A 20,899-nucleotide genomic window follows, 5' to 3' on the forward strand; every position below is an offset into this window, starting at 1 on the left:
CCTTGGTAGGAGCGAGCCAGCTCGCTCCTACAAGGTTCAGCGGGCTGGCGCGGCGTCCGCGGCCGGCGCCGGCTGCGGCCCTGGCGCCGACGACAGCAGCGCCATCACCAGTGCGGCGAGGTAGGGCAGGGACTGCACCAGCAGCATGGACACCCAGAACATCATGTCCCGGCTCGGTACGCCCTGCACCAGCACGATGCCCAGCGCCGCGCCCCACAGCAGCAGCATGATGAAGACTTCCTCCCGCGCCTCGGCGAGGGCTACGAGGATGCCGTGGTTGGAGGCCATCTTCGGCGTGCGGAAGAACGGGATGGTCTTGGTGAACGCCCCGTAGAGCACCGCCTTGGCGATGGTGTGCGACAGGGCCAGACCGGCCACGGCCGCCTGGAACGAGCGCAGCAGGTTCACGCCCACCGCGCGGCGGTAGAGGAACATGATCTTGCCGAACTTGAAGAAGAACAGCGCCAGCGGCGGGATGGCGAAGATCAGCAGCGGCGGGTCGACCCGCTTGGGCACGATGATCATCGCCGAGGACCAGAGCAGCGCACCGACGGTGAAGAAGATGTTCATGCCATCGGCGATCCACGGCAGCCAGCCGGCGATGAAGTGGTAGCGCTGGCCGAGGGTGAGCTTGCTGTCTTTGCCCTGGAACAGGGCGCGGGCGTGGCCCTTCATGATCTGGATGGCGCCGTAGGCCCAGCGGAAGCGCTGCTTCTTGTAGTCGATGAAGGTATCCGGCATCAGCCCCTTGCCGAAACTCTGGTGCGAGTAGGCGGCCGAATAGCCTTTCTCGAACACTCGCAGGCCCAGCTCGGCGTCCTCGCAGATGGTCCAGTCGGCCCACTTCAGCTCGTCCATCACGGTACGGCGGATCATGGTCATGGTGCCGTGCTGGATGATCGCGTCGCGGTCGTTGCGGGTGACCATGCCGATGTGGAAGAAGCCCTTGTACTCGGCGTAGCAGAGCTTCTTGAAGACGTTCTCCTCGCCGTCGCGATAGTCCTGCGGCGATTGCACCACGGCGATCTTCGGATCACTGAAGTGCGGCACCATCTGCTTGAGCCAGTTCGGCTCGACGCAGTAGTCGGCGTCGATCACCGCGACGACTTCGGCGTCCGGCGCGGTGTGCGGCAGGATGTAGTTCAGCGCGCCGCCCTTGAAGCCGGCCAGCGGCGCGACGTGGAAGAAGCGGAAGCGCGGGCCGAGCACTTCGCAGTAGTCGCGCACCGGTTCCCAGACGGCCGGGTCCTTGGTGTTGTTGTCGATGATCAGGACTTCGTAGTCCGGGTAATCGAGCTTGGCCAGGGCATCCAGGGTCTTCTTCAGCATCTCCGGCGGCTCGTTGTAGCACGGCACGTGCACCGAGACCTTGGGGCGATAGCTGGTGTCGGTCAGCACCGGGTCGAACGGCCGGCGGCGCTTGCGCACCCAGACGGTCTCGGCTAGTTCGTGGGCCTCGGTGAGCAGGACGATGAACACGCCCAGCGCGCCGATGCCCAGCAGGCCGCCGACGGTCAGGCTGAACCAGGTGCTGTATTGCTGGCTGTAGTCGTAGGCGATCCATACCAGCACCGAGCCGCCGGCGAAGGCGACCACGGTGAGGAAGGTCCGCCCGCGCTGGCGCAGGGCGCTGCCGTCGATCATCAGCAGGGTCAGGGCGAGCAGTGCCATCACCACCGAGGCCACTGCCAGGGCGCGCCACTGCGGGATGTTCACCACCGGCCCCTCGAAGTTGAACTTGGGCTGGCGCTGGGCGTTGTAGACGCCCCAGTAGGCACCGACCGAACCTTCGTCACCGACTTTCCACGGCTGGTCGAAGGCCTCGACGACGAAGTAGTTGTAGCCCTTCTTGTTCAGTGCGTTGGTCAGCCGGCGCAGGTAGATGGCCTGGTCGGCGCCGGTGGCGTCGGCGCCGCCGCGCATGCGGCCATTGCTCGGCCAACCGACTTCGGCCAGCAGCAGCGGCTTGCGCGGGAACCTGGCGCGCAGCTCGCGGGCGCGGTCGAGGACGAACTGTACCGAGTCGTCCATCGGGGTGAACTCCCAGTAGGGCAGCACGTGGGCGGCGATCAGGTCGACGTGCTTGGCCAGCTCCGGGTACTTCTCATAGATGTGCCACTGCTCGGCGGTGGTCACCGGCACCTTCACCGCCTTGCGTACGCGGTCCAGGTAGGCGGTCATCTGTTCGACCGTGACCTCGCGGCGGAACAGCGCCTCGTTGCCGACGATCACTCGCACCACGCTGCGCGAGTTGTTGGCGATCTCGATGCCGCGCTCGATCTCGGCTTCGTTCTCGGCCTCGTCCGGACCGATCCAGATGCCGAGGCTGACGCGCATACCGAGCTCCTCGGCCAGGCGCGGGATGTCGGCCAGCGAGCCTTTCACCGAATAGGTGCGGATGTTGTCGGTCTGTTTCGCCACCAGTTCCAGGTCCGAGCGGATCTCGTCGTCGCTGGGGAACTGGTTCTTCTGTGGATTCTGGTTCAGGCGAAAGGGCGAGAAGGAGAATCCGGAGATGCTTTCCGGCCAGGCGGGAACCGTGACGGGGCGGTTGTACAGGGCCCAGAAACCGGTGAAGAGTGCCGCGAGGGCGACGAAGACCACCAGGTTGAGGCCGAACTTGCGTGCAGGCATGGTGCGATCGGGTTCCAAAGGGTGGAACGGGGAGGGGCCGGGACAATCTCTGTACGGGATAGCTCGGACGGGGCGCATCCTACCCCGCACTCCGGGGGCTGTACAGGTTGCCGGCGGTCCGCCGCGCGGGCGTTCGTGGGCATTTTCCGACAGTTTAGAATGTGGGGCAGGCGCGTGACTGAGACTGTGGCAATCGGGCTTTGTTGCAGGCGGGCCCAGGCCGATTGTTATAGGGGGCCGGTCGTTACAGGAGTCCGGTCGTTATAGAATGCCGGCCGTTTCGATGCGAGGTGTGGGCGATGCAACTGGATGAACAGCGTTTCGGCGGAATCGCCCGGCTTTACGGCCGTGAGGGCCTGGAGCGGCTGGCGGCCAGCCATGTGGCGGTGGTCGGGATCGGCGGCGTGGGTTCCTGGGCGGCCGAGGCCCTGGCGCGCAGCGGCGTGGGCGAGATTTCGCTGTTCGACCTGGACGACGTTTGCGTCACCAACACCAATCGCCAGGTGCATGCGCTGCAGGGCGCCGTGGGCAAGCCCAAGGTCGAGGTGATGGCCGAGCGCCTGAAGGCGATCAACCCTGGTATCGTCGTACACGCTGTCACCGATTTCGTCACCCGCGAGACGATGGCAGACTACATCACTCCCGAGCTGGACTGCGTGATCGACTGCATCGACAGCGTCGCCGCCAAGGCCGCGCTGATCGCCTGGTGCAAGCGCCGCAAGTTGCAGATCATCACCACCGGTGGCGCGGGCGGGCAGGTGGACCCGACGCAGATCCAGGTCGCCGACCTGAACAAGACCTTCAACGATCCGTTGGCCGCCAAGGTCCGCTCGACGCTGCGCCGCGACTACAACTTCTCGCGCACGCCGGGCCGGCATTACAGCGTGCAGTGCGTGTTTTCCACCGAGCAGCTGCGTTACCCGAAGCCGGACGGCACCGTGTGCCAGTCCAAGAGCTTCGTCGGCGAAGGGGTGAAGCTGGATTGCGCCGGCGGCTTCGGCGCGGTGATGATGGTCACCGCCACCTTCGGCATGGTCGCGGCGGCGCGGGCGGTGGACAAGATTGTCGCCGGCGCGCGTCGGCCCTCGGAGCGCGCTGCGGGCTGAATGCTCTTGTAGGAGCGAGCTTGCTCGCGAACGGGTTCCGGCAGCTACGGAATCAAGCGGTTCGCGAGCAAGCTCGCTCCTACAAATCTACGATCAGATCCTGCATCCGCTTGAGCACCGCATTCAAGCCATTGCTGCGCGAGGGCGATAGCTGTCGGCCGAGCCCCAGTTGGTTGAACCAGCCCGCCAGATCGACCTCCGCCAGCTCCGGCCCCGGCAAGCCATCCACCCGCACCAGCAGCAACGCCAGCAGCCCGCGCAGCAGGCGCGCATCGCTGTAGGCGCGGAAGTGCCAACGGCCAGCGCGCGAATCCGCCACCAGCCAGACATTGCTCTCGCAGCCGTGCACGCGGTGTTCGTCGCTGCGCTCGGTATCGCTCAGCGGCTCCAGGCGTTCACCCCATTGCATCAGCAGGCGCGCGCGCTGCTCCCAGCCTTGCAGCGCGGTGAAGGCCTGCAGCGCCTCGGCGGCAGCGGCGGGCAGGTTCATTGCAGCAGCTCCAGGGCACTGTCCAGCGCGTGGAAGAAACGCTCCAGGTCGGCGCCGTCGTTGTACAGGCCGAGGGAGACTCGCAGGGCACCGGCGACATCCAGGGTCTTCATCAGCGGCATGGCGCAGTGGTGCCCGGCGCGTACGGCGATGCCCTGCTCGGTGAGCAGGTGGCCGAGGTCGGCGACGTGCACGCCCTCCACCACGAAGCTGGCCAGCGCCACTTCCGGCTCGCCCAGCACGCGCACGCCATCGCGGGCGCGCAGGCCGGCGAGCAGGTGGGCGTGGAGGATGGCCTCGTGGGCACTGACTTCGGCGCCGTCCAGGCGCGCCAGCCATTCCAGCGTGGCACCCAGGGCGATGACCGCGCCGATGGGCGGGGTGCCCGCTTCGAAGCCGATGGGGGCGTTGTGGAACTGTGCATCGAAGTAGTCCGCCACGCGGACCATCTCGCCGCCGAACTGCCAGTGCGCCAGGCGTTCCAGTGCCTCCGGGCGGCCCCAGAGCAGGCCGAGCCCTTCCGGGCCGTAGAGCTTGTGGCTGGAGCAGACGTAGAAGTCGCAGCCCAGCGCGGACAGGTTGTGCCGGCCGTGGACCACGCCCTGGGCGCCGTCGACCACGGTCAACGCAGCGTGCTGCCGAGCCATCTGCAGCAGTTCCGGCAGCGGTTGCCAGGTGCCGAGCACGTTGGACAGCTGGCTGACGGCGAGCAGTCGCGTGCGCGGGCCGATCAGGCTGGCGGCGCGCTCCAGGTCGATGCGCCCGCTACGATCCAGGGGCAGGACCACCAGTTTCAGCCCGCGTCGGAGTGCCAGTTGTTGCCAGGGCAGCAGGTTGGCGTGGTGCTCCAGGGCGCTGATGACGATCTCGTCGCCGGTCTGGAACTGGCTTTCCAGGCCATAGGCCAGCAGGTTCAGCGCTTCGGTGGCGCCGCCGGTGAAGATGATCTGCGCCGGGCTGCCGCCGTTCAGCCAATTGGCCGCCAGGGTGCGGGTGGCCTCGAAGGCACGGGTGGCGCGTTCGCCGGGCAGGTGCTGGGCGCGGTGTACGTTGGCGGCGCCGCTGGCGTAGTAGCCGGCCAGGGCATCGATCATGGCCTGGGGCTTCTGTGCGGTGGCGGCGCTGTCGAGGTAGGTCTGGCCTTCGGCCTCGAAGGTGGCAAGGGCCGGGAAGTCGGAGCGCCAGGGCGAGGGAATGGACATGGGCGTGTGGCCGGTTGCGGAAAATGGAAAACGGGGGCCGCAGCCCCCGTTTTTCAAGCTTAGTGCGAACCCCGCGCGAGCGGGCTGCTCAAGCTTAGTTGTGCGCGTGCAGCGCTTCGTTCAATTCGATCGCGGTCTTGTTGGTCTTGCACTCGACCGCACCGGTCTGGGAGTTGCGGCGGAACAGCAGGTCCGGCTGGCCAGCCAGGTCGCGGCCCTTGACCACTTTCACCAGGTTGTTCTGGTCGTCCAGCACGGCGATCTTGGTGCCGGCGGTGACGTACAGGCCGGCTTCGACGATGTTGCGGTCGCCCAGCGGGATGCCGATGCCGGCGTTGGCGCCGATCAGGCAGCCTTCGCCGACGCTGATGACGATGTTGCCGCCGCCGGACAGGGTGCCCATGGTGGAGCAGCCGCCGCCCAGGTCAGAGCCCTTGCCGACGAACACGCCCGCGGAGACGCGGCCTTCGATCATGCCCGGGCCTTCGGTGCCGCCGTTGAAGTTGACGAAGCCTTCGTGCATCACGGTGGTGCCTTCACCAATGTAGGCGCCCAGGCGCACGCGAGCGGTGTCGGCGATGCGCACGCCGCTCGGGACCACGTAGTCGGTCATCTTCGGGAACTTGTCGACGGAGAAGACTTCCAGCAGCTTGCCCTTCAGGCGCGCCTCCAGTTGCAGCTCGGCCAGTTCGGCCAGGTCGACGGCGCCCTGGTTGGTCCAGGCCACGTTCGGCAGCAGCGGGAAGATGCCGGTCAGGTTCAGGCCGTGCGGCTTGGCCAGGCGATGGGACAGCAGGTGCAGCTTGAGATACGCCTCCGGGGTGGAGGTGGGGGCGGCGTCTTCGGCCAGCACAGTGGCGACCAGCGGCTTCTGGCTCTCGGCCAGGCGGTTGAGCAGGGCGGCCTGGGCTGCATCGACGCCCTTGACGGCGTCGGCCAGCTGGTAGGCCTGGTGGGCAGTGAAGGCGATCGCCTGGTTGCCGCCCTGATAGGCCAGCAGCGGGCTGATCGCGGCGACCAGTTCGGCGCTGGGCTTGAGCAGCGGCTGTGCGTAGAAGACTTCCAGCCAGTTGCCCTGGCGGTTCTGGGTGCCGACACCGAAGGCCAGGCTGAACAGGGATTTCGACATGTGGGTGCTTCCTTGAAAAGAGAATCTCGAAGAGGGTATTCGGTCAGGCCGGACGACGGCTGAGCAGCAGGCCCAGCCCGGCGCTGCCCAGCAGCGCGGCGCAACCACGGTTGAACAGGCGCCGGGCGCGTGCGCCGGCGAGCAGCTTGCCGAGGTGGAGCCCGGCAAGCCCGTAGAGGGCGATGGCCAGCCATTCCAGCAGCAGGAAGGCCGTACCGAGCTGGGCGAACTGGGCGGCCACGGCCTGGTGCGGATCGACGAACTGCGGCAGGAAGGCGGTGAAGATCAAAATTGCCTTGGGATTGCCGGCGGCGACCCAGAACTCCTGGCGCGTCAGGCGCCAGAGGCTGCTGGCCGGGACGGCGGCGCCATTCACCTGCAGGTCGGCGGTGGGGGCGCGCCAGAGTTGCACGGCCAGCCACAGCAGGTAGGCGGCGCCAATCACCTTGATCACCAGGAACAGCCAGGCCGAGGTCTGCAGCACCAGCGCCAGGCCGGAGGCGGCCAGGGCCAGCATGCCGGCGAACGCCAGCAGCCGACCGCTGCCGGCGAGGGTCGCGCGCAGCAGGCCGAAGCGCGCGGCGTTGTTCAGCGACAGCAGGTTGTTCGGTCCCGGCGCCAGGTTCAGGGCGAAGCAGGCGGGGAGGAACAGGGCCCAGGCGATGCTCATGGCGGGACGGCTCAGGCCAGCGCGGCGGCGTAGTTGTCGGGCTTGAAGCCGACCAGGGTGCGGCCGCCCAGATCCAGAACCGGGCGCTTGATCATCGACGGCTGGGCGAGCATCAGTTCGATGGTCTTGGCCTGGTCGAGATCGGCTTTGCGGGCGTCGTCGAGCTTGCGGAAGGTGGTGCCGGCGCGGTTCAGGAGGGTTTCCCAACCGTGCTCGGCGCACCATTGCTCCAGGTGCGCGCGGTCTATTCCGCTAGTCTTGTAGTCGTGGAATGCGTACTCGACGCCATGTTCGTCCAGCCAGGTGCGGGCTTTCTTCATGGTGTCGCACGCCTTGATTCCATACAGCGTCCGCTGACTCACGGGGCGCATCTCCTTTTTCATGCTTTATTCAGGCGCGGGATTATGCCACTTCCCGTTGCCTTGCGGGATGCCGGCGGGGGAATCGGCGGATTGCAACAGTCTGTTGCCGATCCGGAGGCTGATCCGTCGTTGCACCGATGGTTCAATGCAGCGCTGTGCCGGGAGTTCGTCGATGCAAACCGTTTACACCGTGCTGATCCTGCTGCTGACCGTCGGGGGCACGCGGCTCGCCGCGCAGCTGATCCCGCTGCCGCTGCCATTGATCCAGATCGCCGCCGGCGCCGCGCTGGCTTGGCCGAGCCTGGGGCTGCACGTGGCGCTCGATCCCGAACTCTTCATGTTCCTGTTCATCCCGCCGCTGCTGTTCGTCGATGGCTGGCGCATGCCCAAGGGCGAGTTCTGGAAGATGCGCGGGCCGATCCTGGCGCTGGCATTCGCCCTGGTGTTGGTCACGGTGGTGGTCGGTGGCGCCTTCATCCACGTGTTGATACCGGAGATTCCCTGGGCGGCGGCCTTCGCCCTGGCGGCGGTGCTGTCGCCCACCGATGCGCTGGCGGTCTCGGCCATTGCGCAGAATCGCCTGCCCAGGCGCTTGATGCACGTCCTGCAGGGCGAGGCGCTGATGAACGATGCCTCGGGCCTGGTGGCGTTCAAGTTCGCCATCGCCGCCGCCATGACCGGAACCTTCTCGCTGATGGATGCCAGCCTGTCGTTCCTGCTGGTGGCGGTGGGCGGCCTGGCCTGCGGCGTGCTGCTGAGCTGGCTGCTGGGGCGCATCCGTGGCTGGATGATCCGTCGCGGCTGGGACGATCCGGCGACCCACGTGGTGCTGATGCTGCTGTTGCCGTTCGCCTCCTACATGGTGGCCGAGGAGGTGGGCGTCTCCGGCATCCTCGCCGCGGTGGCGGCCGGCATGATGCAGAGCTGGGTCGACCTGTTGCCGCGACAGACCAATACCCGGCTGCTCAACCGCAGCGTGTGGTCGATGCTGGAGTTCGCCTTCAACGGGGTGGTGTTCCTCCTGCTCGGCCTGCAGTTGCCCGACATCCTCAAGTCGGTGGCGCACCATGCCGACGACATGCTCTGGCATTCGTCGCAACTGCTGTTCTATGTGCTGGCGGTCTTCGCGGCGTTGCTGCTGCTGCGTTTCGCCTGGGTCTGGTGCTACTGGAAGGTCGCGGTGCGCTTCGAGCGCTGGTGGGGCGTCGAACTGGGCGGTCGTCCGGGGGAGCCGACCCTGCGGCTGTCGGCCATTTCCGCGCTGGGCGGGGTGCGCGGGGCGGTGACCCTGGCGGGCGTGCTCTCGGTGCCGTTGCTGCTGGGGGATGGCTCGCCGTTTCCGCAGCGCGATCTGATCATCTTCATCGCCGCCGGAGTGATCCTGGTGTCGTTGCTGGCGGCGACCATCGGCCTGCCGATCCTGCTGCGCGGACTGCCGGCGGCCAGCAATGACCGCCGCGAGCTGGAGGTGCGGCAGGTCTGGCGCAAGACTGCGGTGGCGGCGATCCGCATGCTGGAAAGCGAGGAGCTGCCAGCCAGGGAAAACACCGATGCCGAGGTAACGGCGCGGTTGGCTGAGGTCAAGGCGAAGCTGATGGCCGAATACCGCCATCAGCTGGATCCTGCTCCGGACAGCCTGGAGGCCCGCGAGCGCGCCCGCAGTCTGGAACTCGCCGATCAGGCGCTGCGCATCAAGGCGCTGCGCGCGCAGCGGCTGGAGCTGTACCGGATGCGCCGCGAGCACGAGATCGACGACGAGACTCTGCGCGAGGTGCTGGGGGAGCTGGACACCCAGGAAGCCTGGGTGACCAGCAAGGCGGGGCGGTGGGTGTAAACCGGCTTTGATTGCTTTCGCAGGGGTGAGCTTGCTTCGCGAACCGCCTGGCACCGGTGTCCGGCAGGAATCCGTTCGCGAGCAAGCTCGTTCCTACAGGGTGTGCAGCTTTACAGGCCCTGTACGTAGCGCTTGATCCGCTCGGCCGCATCCACGCATTCGGCCAGCGGAGCCACCAGCGCCATGCGCACGCGGTTGGCGCCGGGGTTCTCGCCGTTCACCTCGCGGGACAGGTAGGAGCCCGGCACCACGGTAACGTGCTGCGCATCGAACAGGCCGCGGCAGAACTCGGTGTCGGCGACCGGGGTCTTGGCCCACAGGTAGAAGCTGCCGTCCGGGCGTTGCACGTCGAGCACGCCGCCGAGGATGTCCAGCACGGCGTCGAACTTCTCGCGGTACAGGTCGCGGTTGGCGCGCACGTGATCCTCGTCCTTCCAGGCCGCGACGCTGGCCAGCTGGGTTTGAACCGGCATGGCGCAGCCGTGGTAGGTGCGGTACAGGAGGAATTTCTTCAGCACCTCGGCGTCACCGGCGACGAAGCCCGAACGCAGGCCCGGCAGGTTGGAGCGCTTGGACAGGCTGTGGAACACCACGCAGCGCGCAAAGTCCGAGCGGCCCAGTTCGGCGCAGGCGGTCAGCAGGCCGGCCGGCGGGTTCTGCTCGTCGAAGTACAGCTCGCTGTAGCACTCGTCGGCGGCGATCACGAAGTCGTGTTCGTCGGCCAGGGCGATCAGCTTCTTCAGGGTCTCCAGCGGCACCAGAGCACCGGTGGGGTTGCCCGGCGAGCAGAGGAAGAGGATCTGGCAGCGCGCCCACACCTCCGCCGGCACGGCGTCGAAGTCCGGGTTGAAGCCGTTGTCTTCCAGGCAGGGCAGGTAGTGCGGCTCGGCACCGGCCAGCAGGGCCGCACCTTCGTAGATCTGGTAGAACGGATTCGGACTGATCACCAGGCCCTTGGCGTTGCGGTCCACCACGGTCTGGGTGAAGGCGAACAGCGCCTCACGGGTGCCGTTCACCGGCAGCACGTGGCGCGCGGCGTCCAGCCAGCCGGCCGGCACCTTGAAGCGGCGCTCGCACCAAGCGGCGATGGCTTCGCGCAGGGCGGGAATGCCCAGGGTGGTCGGGTAGACCGCCAACTGGTCGAGGTTATCGGCCAGGGCCTTGGCGACGAAGTCCGGCGAGCGGTGCTTGGGCTCGCCGATGGACAGCGCGATGGGCTTCAGCTCCGCCGGCGGCTGGGCGCCGGCCAGCAGGGCGCGGAGCTTCTCGAAGGGGTAGGGCTGGAGCGAGTCGAGGGCAGGATTCATGGCAAGGCTCTTTCTATCTTGATTCTTACAAAAGACGGCTTAGATGCTGATGCGCACCGGCATGGTGTACTGGCCGCTGTCCGAGAGGATGTCCACCAGGGCGGTCTGGATGCGTTTGCACAAATCCGGGTCGGAGAGCGGCTGGTTGTGCGCATCGGTGACGAAGAACACGTCCTCCACGCGCTCGCCCAGGGTGGCGATCTTGGCGTTCTGTACCGACAGGTCGAAGTCCAGGAACAGCCCGCCGATGCGTGCCAGCAGGCCCGGACGGTCCGGCGCGGTGACTTCCAGTACGCTGACCTGGCGGGCCGCGTCGGTGGAGATGGTCACCTGCGGGGCGAAGGCGAAGTGCTTGAGCTGGCGCGGTACGCGGCGCTGGATGATGGTCGGGTACTCGTCCGGGTCCTTCAGGGCACTCACCAGGCCTTCGCGAATTTCAGCGACACGGGCGGGATTGTCACCGATCGAACCACCATCGGCGTCGAGCACGATGTAGGTGTCGAGGGTGAACAGGCTGGTCGAGGTGATGATCCGCGCATCCTGGATGTTCAGGTTGAGCTGGTCCATCGCCGCCACGGTCACGGCGAAGAAGTCGTGCTGGTCGGCGGCGTAGATGAAGATCTGCGTGCCACCCTCGAACTCGCGCTGGGCGGTTTCCCTGATCAGTACCAGTGGGGTGCCGTCGTCCGGGTGCTGGAGGATGGCCTCGGTGTGCCAGGCCACGTCGGCGGCGGTGTGGCGCAGGAAGTAGTCGTCGCCCAGCTGGCTCCAGAGCTGCTCGGCATCGTCCTGGTCGATGCCGCCGCGCACCAGGATGTCGATGGCCGCGCTCTGCGTCTGGCGGATCTGCTCCTCGCGGTCCACCGGGTTCTCCAGGCCGCGGCGCAGCGCGCGCTTGGTCTCGGTGTAGAGCTGGCGCAGCAGGCTGGCGCGCCAGGAGTTCCACAGCGTCGGGTTGGTGGCGTTGATGTCGGCCACGGTGAGCACGTAGAGGTAGTCGAGGTAGGTCTGGTTGCCCATGAGTTGGGCGAAGTCGTAGATCACCTGCGGGTCGGACAAATCCTTGCGCTGCGCGGTGGTGGACATGATCAGGTGGTTCTGCACCAGCCAGGACACCAGATTCGTGTCCCACGGCGGCAACTGGTGGCGCTGGCAGAAGTGCTCGGCATCCACCGCGCCCAGTTCCGAATGGTCGCCGCCACGGCCCTTGGCGATGTCGTGGTAGAGGCCGGCGATGTAGATCAGTTCCGGCTTGGGCAGGCGCTCCATGATCTTGCTGGCCAGTGGGTACTTCTCCGCCATGTCCGGGCGGCGCAGCTTGCGCAGGTGCTTGATCAGGTTGAGGGTGTGCGCGTCGACCGTATAGATGTGGAACAGGTCGTGCTGCATCTGCCCGACGATCAGGCCGAACTCCGGCAGGTAGCGGCCGAGGATGCCGTAGCGGTTCATCCGCCGCAGGTTGCGGTGGATGCCTTCCTGGCACTTGAACAGCTCGATGAACAGGCTGGTGTTGCGGATGTCGTGGCGGAAGTCGTCGTCGATCAGGTGCCGGCTGTCGCGCAGCAGGCGGATCGTATCGGCGCGCACGCCCTTGATCTCCGGGTGTTGTGCGAGTAGCACGAAGATTTCCAGCAGGGCGAACGGGGTGCGCTTGAAGACGTTGGCGTGGGTGACTTCCAGGTAGCCGTCGCGCAGCTGGAAGCGGCTGTTGAGCGGCTGGATCTGGCCATTCTCACCTGCGCGCAGGATCACTTCCTCGAAGTGCTGCATGATCAGGTCGTTCAGCTCGGAAACGGCCATTACCACGCGGTAGTACTTCTGCATGAAGCGCTCGACGGCCAGCTTGGCGTCGTTGCCCTCGTAGCCGAGTATCTTCGCGATGCTGCGCTGGTGGTCAAAAAGCAGGCGGTCTTCGGCGCGGCCAGCGAGCATGTGCAGGGCGTAGCGGACCTTCCAGAGGAATTCCTGGCTGGAGGCCAGCACCGAGCATTCGCTCTCCACCAGGAAGCCTTCGCGCACCAGGGCGTGCAGGTTGAGGCTGCCGAAATGGCGGCGGGCAACCCAGAGCAGCGTCTGGATGTCGCGCAGGCCGCCGGGGGAGCCCTTCACGTTGGGCTCGAGGTTGTATTCGGTGTCGTTGTATTTGGTGTGGCGGTGGATCTGTTCCTTGCGCTTGGCCAGGTAGAACTGACCGCTGGGCCACATCTGCTGCGCACTGGTGGCGTCGAGCATGCGCTGGCGCAGGTTGTCGGGGCCGGAGATGGTCCGGCACTCCATCAGGTTGGTGACCACGGTGAGGTCGGCGCGGGCCTCCTCGGCACACTCGGCCACCGAGCGCACGCTCTGGCCGACTTCCAGGCCGATGTCCCAGAGCAGGGTGAGGAAACCTTCGATGGGCTCGCGGAAAGTCTCCTGGTCCTCGCTGTCGAGCAGGATCAGCAGGTCGATGTCCGAGTGCGGGTGCAGTTCGCCGCGCCCGTAGCCGCCCACGGCGACCAGCGCGATGTCGGCGTCGTCGCCCCAGTCGAAGCGATTCCAGGCCCGCTGCAGGATCTGGTCGACGAACCAGGCGCGGTCCTCGATCAGCCGGCGGATGTCGCGGCCGCCATTGAAGCGGGCGTCGAGCACCTCGTTGGCCTGACGAATGGCCTTCTTGAAGGCGGCGATGGGGCTGGATTTGAGGGCCAGTTCCGCCTGGAACTGCCCACGGTCGAACAACTCGGGATCCACCTGCGGCATGGCGGCCTTCCTGATCAATGGCTTAGGGGAGGGCAGGGGCAAGAGGGCAACCGGGCCTGTGCGCTTGGCGCCAGGCCCGATGGCTGTGCCGGGCCGGGATTTGTATGTTCTACCCAGCCGTCGGCGAGATTGCAAACCACACAAAATCTGCTGCGCGTCGGCATAACTGCGTTAAAAACAGGCGAGGACTGCTCATTTACAGCGCGTAAACTCCGCGTCCTCGCCTGTTTGATTCGCTGGCGCTCACCCTTCGGGCCAGCCTGTGGCTGTTACTCCCGCTGGTCGTTGCGCCTTGTTCTGCTCTAGCTCGCAAGATTTTGAACAACCATTCAGGCCGAGGTGCGCGGGAAGCTTTCGTCGTTACGCAGGGTCAGGATCTCGTAGCCGTCGGCGGTGACCAGCACGGTGTGCTCCCACTGCGCGGACAGCTTGCGGTCCTTGGTGATGGCGGTCCAGCCGTCGCCCAGCAGGCGGGTTTCCGGGCGGCCCTGGTTGATCATCGGCTCGATGGTGAAAATCATGCCTTCCTTGAGCTCCAGGCCAGTGCCGGCGCGGCCGTAATGCAGCACCTGGGGCTCCTCGTGGAACACCTTGCCGATGCCGTGGCCGCAGTACTCGCGCACCACCGAGAAGCCGTTCTTCTCGGCGTACTTCTGGATCACTTCGCCGATGTCGCCCAGGCGCGCACCCGGCTTGACCACGTCGATGCCCTTGTACATGCATTCCTGGGTGATCTGGCACAGGCGGTCAGCCCATTCCGGGGTCTTGCCGACCAGGAACATCTTGCTGGTGTCGCCGTGGTAGCCGTCCTTGATCACGGTGATATCGAGGTTGACGATATCGCCTTCCTTGAGCGGCTTGTCGTTGGGGATACCGTGGCACACCACGTGGTTGATCGAGGTGCAGATGGACTTGGGGAAGCCCTTGTAGTTCAGCGGCGCGGGAATGGCCTTCTGCACGTCGACGATGTAGTCGTGGCAGATGCGGTCCAGTTCGTCGGTGGTGACGCCAGGCTTGACGTGCTCGCCGATCATTTCCAGCACTTCGGCGGCCAGACGGCCGGCGACGCGCATTTTCTCGATGTCTTCGGGCGTCTTGATGGTAACGGTCATGCGATTTCTCTATCAGGCGCAGCGTACGCGCGGGTCAAATGAGAGGAATACGCAAGTCTATCAGACTTGGCGGTCTCCTATATAAGGGACGGCAGGGTGGTCGGGTGGTGCCGGATATCTGTTCGGGTTTCGCTGAGGCCGGGGTTGTGGTATAAAGCGCCCCGCTTCGAAGGCTACGGCCGTTTCGAGGCATTAACCCACACATGCATCGACACGATGGCCTGGGTGCCTTTCGACTGGTTCGGAGGGTTGGCCGTTGGGATGCATGGAGGCCTAACCCGACTTATCGAGGAACTATCATGTCCCAAGTCAATATGCGCGATATGCTGAAGGCCGGTGTGCACTTCGGCCACCAGACCCGTTACTGGAACCCGAAAATGGGCAAGTTCATTTTCGGCGCGCGTAACAAGATCCACATCATCAACCTCGAAAAAACCCTGCCGATGTTCAACGAGGCCCTGACCTTCGTTGAGCGCCTGGCCCAGGGCAAGAACAAGATCCTGTTCGTCGGCACCAAGCGTTCCGCCGGCAAGATCGTTCGCGAAGAAGCTGCCCGTTGCGGCATGCCGTACGTCGACCACCGTTGGCTGGGCGGCATGCTCACCAACTACAAGACCATCCGTCAGTCGATCAAGCGTCTGCGCGAGCTGGAAACCCAGGCTCAGGACGGCACCTTCGCCAAGCTGACCAAGAAAGAAGCCCTGATGCGCTCCCGTGATCTGGAAAAACTGGATCGCAGCCTGGGCGGCATCAAGGACATGGGCGGCCTGCCGGACGCTCTGTTCGTGATCGACGTCGACCACGAGCGCATTGCTATCACCGAAGCCAACAAGCTGGGCATCCCGGTCATCGGCATCGTCGATACCAACAGCAGCCCGGAAGGCGTTGACTATGTTATCCCGGGTAACGACGACGCCATCCGCGCCGTACAGCTGTACCTGGGCTCCATGGCCGAAGCCGTACTGCGTGGCAAGTCCGCCGGTGGCGTGACTGCTGACGAGTTCGTAGAAGAAGCGCCGGCCGAATCCGCCGAAGGCTGATTCCAGGACGTCCAGACGTCCTGTGGTGCGCGGAAAGGGGGCTAGGCCCCCTTTTTGCCACCCTGTAATTCCGCCCGGGCATCCGGGCGATCTGGTTTTGAGAGCAACTCAAGAGGATTTCGAAATGGCAGAAATTACTGCAGCACTGGTCAAGGAACTGCGTGAGCGTACCGGCCAGGGCATGATGGAGTGCAAGAAGGCCCTGGTAGCCGCCGAAGGCGATATCGAGAAGGCCATCGACGACATGCGCGCTTCCGGCGCCATCAAGGCTGCCAAGAAGGCTGGCAACATCGCCGCCGAAGGCTCCATCGCCGTTAAAGTGGCTGATGACGCCAAGGCCGCTACCATCATCGAAGTCAACTCGCAGACCGACTTCCTGGCCCTGCAGGATGACTTCAAAGGCTTCGTGGCTGCTTGCCTGGACAAGGCTTTTGCCCAGAAGCTGACCGATGCCGCTCCGCTGATCGCGGAACAAGAGCCGGCCCGTGAAGCCCTGGTCGCCAAGTGCGGCGAAAACGTCAACATCCGTCGTCTGGCTCGCGCCGAAGGTGACGTGGTTGGCGCCTACCTGCACGGCCACCGCATCGGCGTTCTGGTCACCCTGAAGGGCGGCAACGCTGACCTGGCTCGCGACATCGCCATGCACATCGCTGCCAGCAACCCGCAGTTCCTCGATCCGTCGCAGGTTTCCGAAGAAGCCGTTGCCAAGGAGAAGGAAATCTTCCTGGCTCTGAACGCCGACAAGATCGCCGGCAAGCCGGAGAATATCGTCGAGAACATGGTCAAAGGCCGTATCTCGAAGTTCCTGGCCGAGGCCAGCCTGGTCGAGCAGGCGTTCGTCAAGGATCCGGAAGTCAAGGTCGGTGAACTGGCCAAGAAAGCCGGCGCCGAAATCGTTTCCTTCATCCGTTATGAAGTAGGCGAAGGCATCGAGAAGGCCGAAGCCGACTTCGCTGCCGAGGTTGCTGCTCAAGTAGCCGCTTCCAAGCAGTAATAGACGGTCTCACGACTGTCGCCCCGCAAGAGGCTGCCCGCTAACGCGCGCGGCCTCTTTGCCAAACTGGGGAAGCCAAATGGGGCGGTTTCCACAGCGCAGGCCCGCACGGCGGGTTGACAGCGCCGTAAGCGTGGCGGGTCCACGCTTCCAAACCAAGGCGCCGTGGGCGCCAAGCATTCAATCGCCGCAGGAGAAATAGGTCATGGCTCAGCAGCTGAGCGCTCGTCAACCTCGCTATAAACGCATTCTTCTAAAACTGAGCGGCGAAGCCCTGATGGGGGCCGAGGAATTCGGCATCGACCCCAAGGTGCTCGATCGGATGGCCCTGGAAATCGGCCAGCTCGTGGGGATCGGTGTCCAGGTCGGCCTGGTCATCGGCGGTGGCAACCTGTTCCGTGGCGCGGCGCTGTCCGCGGCGGGAATGGATCGCGTTACCGGCGACCACATGGGCATGCTGGCCACCGTGATGAACGGCCTGGCCATGCGCGATGCGCTGGAGCGTTCGAACATCACCGCCATCGTCATGTCGGCCATTTCCATGGTCGGCGTCACCGATCATTACGACCGCCGCAAGGCCATGCGCCACCTGAACAGCGGCGAGGTCGTGATCTTCTCCGCCGGTACCGGCAACCCGTTCTTCACCACCGACTCCGCCGCCTGCCTGCGCGCCATCGAAATAGATGCTGACGTAGTACTCAAGGCGACCAAGGTGGACGGCGTGTACACTGCCGACCCGTTCAAGGACCCGAATGCCGAGAAATTCGAACGTCTGACGTACGATGAAGTGCTCGATCGCAAGCTGGGTGTGATGGACCTCACCGCCATCTGCCTGTGCCGGGACCAGAAAATGCCGCTGCGTGTGTTCAACATGAACAAGCCCGGCGCGCTGCTGAATATTGTTGTAGGTGGTGCTGAAGGCACCCTGATCGAGGAGGATTGAGATGATCAACGAGATCAAGAAGGAAGCGCAGGATCGCATGGGCAAAACCCTGGAAGCCCTGGGCCACGCCTTCGCCAAGATTCGTACCGGCCGTGCTCATCCGAGCATCCTGGATAGCGTCATGGTGTCCTACTACGGTTCCGATACCCCGCTGCGCCAGGTCGCCAACGTCACCGTGGAAGATTCCCGCACCCTGGCCCTGAGCGTGTTCGACAAGAGCATGATCCAGGCGGTCGAGAAGGCCATCATGACCTCCGACCTGGGCCTGAACCCGGCGACCGCCGGCACCACCATTCGCGTCCCGATGCCGGCCCTGACCGAGGAAACCCGCAAGGGCTTCACCAAGCAGGCCCGTGCCGAGGCCGAGCAGGCTCGCGTTTCCGTGCGCAACATCCGTCGCGATGCCCTGGCTCAGCTGAAGGACCTGCAGAAAGAGAAGGAAATCAGCGAGGACGACGAGCGTCGTGCTGGTGATGATGTGCAGAAGATCACCGACAAGTTCGTCGCCGAGATCGAAAAGGCCCTCGAGGCCAAGGAAGCGGATCTGATGGCCGTCTGACGGCCGGGTTCTCGTCATGGAAAAGACCAAGCAGGTGACGCCCGTGCCTCGGCACGTGGCGATCATCATGGATGGCAACAACCGCTGGGCGAAGAAACGCCTGATGCCCGGTGTCGCCGGGCACAAGGCGGGTGTGGATGCCGTTCGCGCGGTGATCAAGACCTGCGCCGAGGCGGGCGTCGAAGTGCTGACGCTGTTCGCCTTCTCCAGCGAGAACTGGCAGCGCCCGGCCGATGAGGTCGGCGCGCTGATGGAGCTGTTCCTCATGGCCTTGCGCCGTGAGGTGCGCAAGCTCAGCGCCAACGGCATTCGCCTGCGGATCATCGGCGATCGCGGCCGTTTCGCTCCCGAGTTGCAAACGGCGATGCGCGAGGCGGAAAACCTGACGGCCAATGGCTCCGCCATGCTGCTGCAGGTGGCGGCCAACTATGGCGGCCAGTGGGACATCACCCAGGCTGCCCAGCGGCTCGCTCGCGAGGTACAGGCCGGTCATCTGGCGCCGGATGAGATCACCCCGGAACTGATCCAGGGTTGTCTCTCCACCGGTGACCAGCCGTTGCCCGACCTGTGCATCCGTACCGGCGGCGAACATCGCATCAGCAACTTCCTTCTCTGGCAGCTGGCGTATGCCGAGCTGTATTTCTCCGATCTCTACTGGCCCGACTTCAAGCGCGATGCCATGCAGGCTGCGCTGGTCGACTACGCCTCTCGCCAGCGTCGCTTTGGCAAGACCAGCGATCAGGTCGAGGCCGAGGCTCCCCCGACATGTTGAAACAACGAATCATCACGGCGCTGATCCTGTTGCCGGTCGCGCTGGGTGGTTTCTTCCTCCTCGATGGGGCGGCGTTCTCGCTGTTCATCGGTCTGGTGGTCAGTCTCGGTGCCTGGGAATGGGCGCGCCTGGCGGGTTACAACGAGCAGCCCGCACGGGTTGGCTATGCCGCCGTGGTGGCCGCGCTGATGTTCACCCTCTCCTGGCTGCCGCAACTGGCCGGGGCGGTGCTGGTGCTGGCGTTGCTCTGGTGGCTGCTGGCGACCATCATGGTGCTGACCTATCCGGATAGCGCGTCGAGCTGGGGTGGCCGCTGGCGCCGCCTGCTGATCGGCCTGCTGATCCTGGTGCCGGCCTGGCAGGGGCTGGTGCTGCTCAAGCAGTGGCCGCTGGCCAACTGGCTGATCGTCGCGGTGATGGTGCTGGTCTGGGCCGCCGATATCGGCGCCTATTTCTCCGGCAAGGCCTTTGGCAAGCGCAAGCTGGCGCCACGGGTCAGTCCGGGCAAGAGCTGGGAAGGTTTCTTCGGTGGCATGGCGCTGTGCCTGGCGATCACCGTCGCCGTCTCCATCTACCGCGACTGGAGTGTCCGCGAGCTGCTGCTGGCACTGCCGTGCGCGGCCATCGTGGTGGCCCTGTCGGTCATCGGCGACCTGACCGAAAGCATGTTCAAGCGCCAGTCCGGCCTCAAGGACAGCAGTAATCTGCTGCCGGGGCATGGTGGCGTGCTGGATCGAATCGACAGCCTGACTGCGGCGATCCCGGTGTTCACCGCGCTGCTCTGGGCCGTGGGCTGGGGTACGCCGTGAACCGTTCGCAGTGGATCACCGTGCTGGGGGCGACCGGTTCGATCGGCCTCAGTACCCTCGACGTCATCGCTCGCCATCCCGGTCGCTACCGTGTCTTCGCCCTGAGCGGCTTCTCTCGGCTCGCTGAGCTGGAAGCGCTGTGCCTGCAGCATCGTCCGCGTTTCGCTGTCGTGCCGGAGGCTAATCAGGCCCGGCACCTGCAGGGCGGCCTGCTGGCGGCGGGATTGGAGACTCGGGTGCTCGTCGGCGAGGCGGGGCTGTGCGAGATTGCCAGCCATTCCGAGGTGGATGCCGTCATGGCGGCCATCGTCGGTGCCGCCGGGCTGAAGCCCACGCTGGCCGCCGTCGAGGCCGGCAAGCGGGTGCTGCTGGCCAACAAGGAAGCGCTGGTGATGTCCGGTGCGCTGTTCATGGATGCTGTGCGTTGCAGTGGTGCGGTGCTGCTGCCTATCGACAGCGAACACAATGCGATCTTCCAGTGCATGCCCCGGGACTACGCGCGCGGTCTCGGCGAGGTTGGGGTGCGTCGGATTCTGTTGACGGCCTCGGGCGGTCCATTCCGTGAGACGCCTCTGGAGGCTCTGTCGGGCGTTTCTCCTGAGCAGGCCTGCGCCCATCCCAACTGGTCGATGGGACGGAAGATCTCCGTCGACTCCGCCAGCATGATGAACAAGGGATTGGAGCTGATCGAGGCCTGCTGGCTGTTCGATGCGCCGCCGTCGAAGGTCGAGGTGGTGATCCATCCACAGAGCGTCATTCATTCCCTGGTGGACTATGTGGACGGCTCGGTGCTCGCGCAGCTGGGCAATCCGGACATGCGTACCCCCATCGCCCATGCGCTGGCCTGGCCGCAGCGGATCGACTCCGGGGTTTCGCCGCTGGATCTGTTCGCCATCGCCCGACTGGACTTCTGTCCGCCGGACGAACGGCGTTTCCCCTGTCTGCGCCTGGCCCGACAGGCGGCTGAAGTCGGTGGTAGCGTCCCGGCCATGCTCAACGCCGCCAATGAAGTCGCGGTGGCGGCCTTCCTCGAACGACGCATCCGCTTCACCGATATCGCGGTTATCATCGAAGACGTGCTGAACCGCGAGGCGCACGCCCCGGTCGAAACCCTCGATGCGGTGCTGGCGGCCGATCGGCGCGCACGTGACGCCGCGCAGGCGTGGTTGCAGGAACGCGGGCGTTGACGCCCAGGAG

Annotated in this window: 18 protein-coding genes; 9 read left to right on the plus strand and 9 right to left on the minus strand. The window is 65.4% G+C overall.

The window, feature by feature from the left end:
- Positions 1 to 36: 36 nt before the first annotated feature.
- The gene (locus tag ACYCAX_RS13490; RefSeq protein ID WP_015476247.1) at positions 37 to 2,634 is read right to left on the minus strand and encodes a glycosyltransferase; all 2,598 of its coding nucleotides are present in this window, start codon (positions 2,632 to 2,634) and stop codon (positions 37 to 39) included.
- A 299-nt stretch (positions 2,635 to 2,933) separates the two neighbouring features.
- On the opposite strand from ACYCAX_RS13490, the gene tcdA reads away from it, so the two are divergent.
- Positions 2,934 to 3,740 carry a tRNA cyclic N6-threonylcarbamoyladenosine(37) synthase TcdA gene (gene tcdA / locus ACYCAX_RS13495; RefSeq protein WP_015476248.1) on the plus strand — a complete coding sequence of 269 codons (807 nt, stop codon included), beginning with the start codon at positions 2,934 to 2,936 and terminating at the stop codon, positions 3,738 to 3,740.
- A 79-nt stretch (positions 3,741 to 3,819) separates the two neighbouring features.
- Here tcdA and ACYCAX_RS13500 read toward each other — a convergent pair whose 3' ends face one another.
- The 5 genes from ACYCAX_RS13500 to ACYCAX_RS13520 all read right to left on the minus strand — a co-directional run bounded on the left by ACYCAX_RS13500 (position 3,820) and on the right by ACYCAX_RS13520 (position 7,602).
- Complete coding sequence (locus ACYCAX_RS13500) at positions 3,820 to 4,230, minus strand: SufE family protein (protein ID WP_460248223.1); 411 nt, start codon at positions 4,228 to 4,230, stop codon at positions 3,820 to 3,822.
- Positions 4,227 to 5,432: an aminotransferase class V-fold PLP-dependent enzyme gene (locus ACYCAX_RS13505; RefSeq protein ID WP_460248224.1), complete on the minus strand. Its 1,206-nt coding sequence runs from the start codon at positions 5,430 to 5,432 to the stop codon at positions 4,227 to 4,229. The genes ACYCAX_RS13500 and ACYCAX_RS13505 overlap by 4 nt, the downstream gene beginning before the upstream one ends.
- Positions 5,433 to 5,526: 94 nt before the next feature.
- Complete coding sequence (gene dapD, locus ACYCAX_RS13510) at positions 5,527 to 6,561, minus strand: 2,3,4,5-tetrahydropyridine-2,6-dicarboxylate N-succinyltransferase (protein WP_015476251.1); 1,035 nt, start codon at positions 6,559 to 6,561, stop codon at positions 5,527 to 5,529.
- A 43-nt stretch (positions 6,562 to 6,604) separates the two neighbouring features.
- On the minus strand, positions 6,605 to 7,231 hold the full coding sequence (locus ACYCAX_RS13515) for a LysE family translocator (protein WP_015476252.1): 627 nt from the start codon (positions 7,229 to 7,231) through the stop codon (positions 6,605 to 6,607).
- A gap of 11 nt (positions 7,232 to 7,242) precedes the next feature.
- Complete coding sequence (locus tag ACYCAX_RS13520) at positions 7,243 to 7,602, minus strand: ArsC family reductase (RefSeq protein WP_460248225.1); 360 nt, start codon at positions 7,600 to 7,602, stop codon at positions 7,243 to 7,245.
- Between the two features lie 163 nt (positions 7,603 to 7,765).
- On the opposite strand from ACYCAX_RS13520, the gene ACYCAX_RS13525 reads away from it, so the two are divergent.
- A complete protein-coding gene (locus ACYCAX_RS13525; protein ID WP_294979697.1) occupies positions 7,766 to 9,427 on the plus strand; it encodes a Na+/H+ antiporter in 1,662 nt (553 codons plus the stop codon).
- Between the two features lie 110 nt (positions 9,428 to 9,537).
- On the opposite strand, the gene dapC is transcribed toward ACYCAX_RS13525, so the two are convergent.
- The 3 genes from dapC to map all read right to left on the minus strand — a co-directional run bounded on the left by dapC (position 9,538) and on the right by map (position 14,585).
- Positions 9,538 to 10,734 (minus strand): succinyldiaminopimelate transaminase, encoded by a 1,197-nt coding sequence (gene dapC, locus ACYCAX_RS13530; RefSeq protein WP_460248226.1) that lies wholly within the window; start codon positions 10,732 to 10,734, stop codon positions 9,538 to 9,540.
- A 39-nt stretch (positions 10,735 to 10,773) separates the two neighbouring features.
- The gene (locus tag ACYCAX_RS13535) at positions 10,774 to 13,473 is read right to left on the minus strand and encodes a [protein-PII] uridylyltransferase (RefSeq protein ID WP_460248227.1); all 2,700 of its coding nucleotides are present in this window, start codon (positions 13,471 to 13,473) and stop codon (positions 10,774 to 10,776) included.
- A 329-nt stretch (positions 13,474 to 13,802) separates the two neighbouring features.
- The gene (gene map / locus ACYCAX_RS13540) at positions 13,803 to 14,585 is read right to left on the minus strand and encodes a type I methionyl aminopeptidase (protein ID WP_294979273.1); all 783 of its coding nucleotides are present in this window, start codon (positions 14,583 to 14,585) and stop codon (positions 13,803 to 13,805) included.
- Positions 14,586 to 14,884: 299 nt separating this feature from the next.
- On the opposite strand from map, the gene rpsB reads away from it, so the two are divergent.
- The 7 genes from rpsB to ispC all read left to right on the plus strand — a co-directional run bounded on the left by rpsB (position 14,885) and on the right by ispC (position 20,889).
- Positions 14,885 to 15,625, plus strand: coding sequence for a 30S ribosomal protein S2 (rpsB, locus tag ACYCAX_RS13545; RefSeq protein ID WP_015476258.1), 741 nt, complete (start codon positions 14,885 to 14,887; stop codon positions 15,623 to 15,625).
- A gap of 124 nt (positions 15,626 to 15,749) precedes the next feature.
- Positions 15,750 to 16,619: a translation elongation factor Ts gene (gene tsf / locus ACYCAX_RS13550; protein WP_015476259.1), complete on the plus strand. Its 870-nt coding sequence runs from the start codon at positions 15,750 to 15,752 to the stop codon at positions 16,617 to 16,619.
- 205 nt (positions 16,620 to 16,824) lie between these two features.
- A complete protein-coding gene (gene pyrH, locus ACYCAX_RS13555; protein ID WP_015476260.1) occupies positions 16,825 to 17,562 on the plus strand; it encodes a UMP kinase in 738 nt (245 codons plus the stop codon).
- A 1-nt stretch (position 17,563) separates the two neighbouring features.
- Entirely contained in the window at positions 17,564 to 18,121 is a 558-nt protein-coding gene (gene frr, locus ACYCAX_RS13560) for a ribosome recycling factor (protein ID WP_015476261.1), read from the plus strand.
- A 16-nt stretch (positions 18,122 to 18,137) separates the two neighbouring features.
- Positions 18,138 to 18,893 (plus strand): polyprenyl diphosphate synthase, encoded by a 756-nt coding sequence (uppS, locus tag ACYCAX_RS13565; protein WP_294979263.1) that lies wholly within the window; start codon positions 18,138 to 18,140, stop codon positions 18,891 to 18,893.
- On the plus strand, positions 18,887 to 19,702 hold the full coding sequence (locus ACYCAX_RS13570) for a phosphatidate cytidylyltransferase (RefSeq protein ID WP_294979260.1): 816 nt from the start codon (positions 18,887 to 18,889) through the stop codon (positions 19,700 to 19,702). The genes uppS and ACYCAX_RS13570 overlap by 7 nt, the downstream gene beginning before the upstream one ends.
- Positions 19,699 to 20,889: a 1-deoxy-D-xylulose-5-phosphate reductoisomerase gene (ispC, locus tag ACYCAX_RS13575; protein WP_294979257.1), complete on the plus strand. Its 1,191-nt coding sequence runs from the start codon at positions 19,699 to 19,701 to the stop codon at positions 20,887 to 20,889. The genes ACYCAX_RS13570 and ispC overlap by 4 nt, the downstream gene beginning before the upstream one ends.
- The last annotated feature ends 10 nt before the right edge of the window (positions 20,890 to 20,899 follow it).

Source organism: Pseudomonas sp. MT3 (genome assembly GCF_054720805.1).

Coding starts and splice junctions, on each gene's coding strand:
- ACYCAX_RS13490 (WP_015476247.1), bottom strand. CDS start 2,634: ATGCCTGCACGCAAGTTCGGCCTCAACCTGGTGGTCTTCGTCGCCCTC.
- tcdA (WP_015476248.1), top strand. CDS start 2,934: ATGCAACTGGATGAACAGCGTTTCGGCGGAATCGCCCGGCTTTACGGC.
- ACYCAX_RS13500 (WP_460248223.1), bottom strand. CDS start 4,230: ATGAACCTGCCCGCCGCTGCCGCCGAGGCGCTGCAGGCCTTCACCGCG.
- ACYCAX_RS13505 (WP_460248224.1), bottom strand. CDS start 5,432: ATGTCCATTCCCTCGCCCTGGCGCTCCGACTTCCCGGCCCTTGCCACC.
- dapD (WP_015476251.1), bottom strand. CDS start 6,561: ATGTCGAAATCCCTGTTCAGCCTGGCCTTCGGTGTCGGCACCCAGAAC.
- ACYCAX_RS13515 (WP_015476252.1), bottom strand. CDS start 7,231: ATGAGCATCGCCTGGGCCCTGTTCCTCCCCGCCTGCTTCGCCCTGAAC.
- ACYCAX_RS13520 (WP_460248225.1), bottom strand. CDS start 7,602: ATGCGCCCCGTGAGTCAGCGGACGCTGTATGGAATCAAGGCGTGCGAC.
- ACYCAX_RS13525 (WP_294979697.1), top strand. CDS start 7,766: ATGCAAACCGTTTACACCGTGCTGATCCTGCTGCTGACCGTCGGGGGC.
- dapC (WP_460248226.1), bottom strand. CDS start 10,734: ATGAATCCTGCCCTCGACTCGCTCCAGCCCTACCCCTTCGAGAAGCTC.
- ACYCAX_RS13535 (WP_460248227.1), bottom strand. CDS start 13,473: ATGCCGCAGGTGGATCCCGAGTTGTTCGACCGTGGGCAGTTCCAGGCG.
- map (WP_294979273.1), bottom strand. CDS start 14,585: ATGACCGTTACCATCAAGACGCCCGAAGACATCGAGAAAATGCGCGTC.
- rpsB (WP_015476258.1), top strand. CDS start 14,885: ATGTCCCAAGTCAATATGCGCGATATGCTGAAGGCCGGTGTGCACTTC.
- tsf (WP_015476259.1), top strand. CDS start 15,750: ATGGCAGAAATTACTGCAGCACTGGTCAAGGAACTGCGTGAGCGTACC.
- pyrH (WP_015476260.1), top strand. CDS start 16,825: ATGGCTCAGCAGCTGAGCGCTCGTCAACCTCGCTATAAACGCATTCTT.
- frr (WP_015476261.1), top strand. CDS start 17,564: ATGATCAACGAGATCAAGAAGGAAGCGCAGGATCGCATGGGCAAAACC.
- uppS (WP_294979263.1), top strand. CDS start 18,138: ATGGAAAAGACCAAGCAGGTGACGCCCGTGCCTCGGCACGTGGCGATC.
- ACYCAX_RS13570 (WP_294979260.1), top strand. CDS start 18,887: ATGTTGAAACAACGAATCATCACGGCGCTGATCCTGTTGCCGGTCGCG.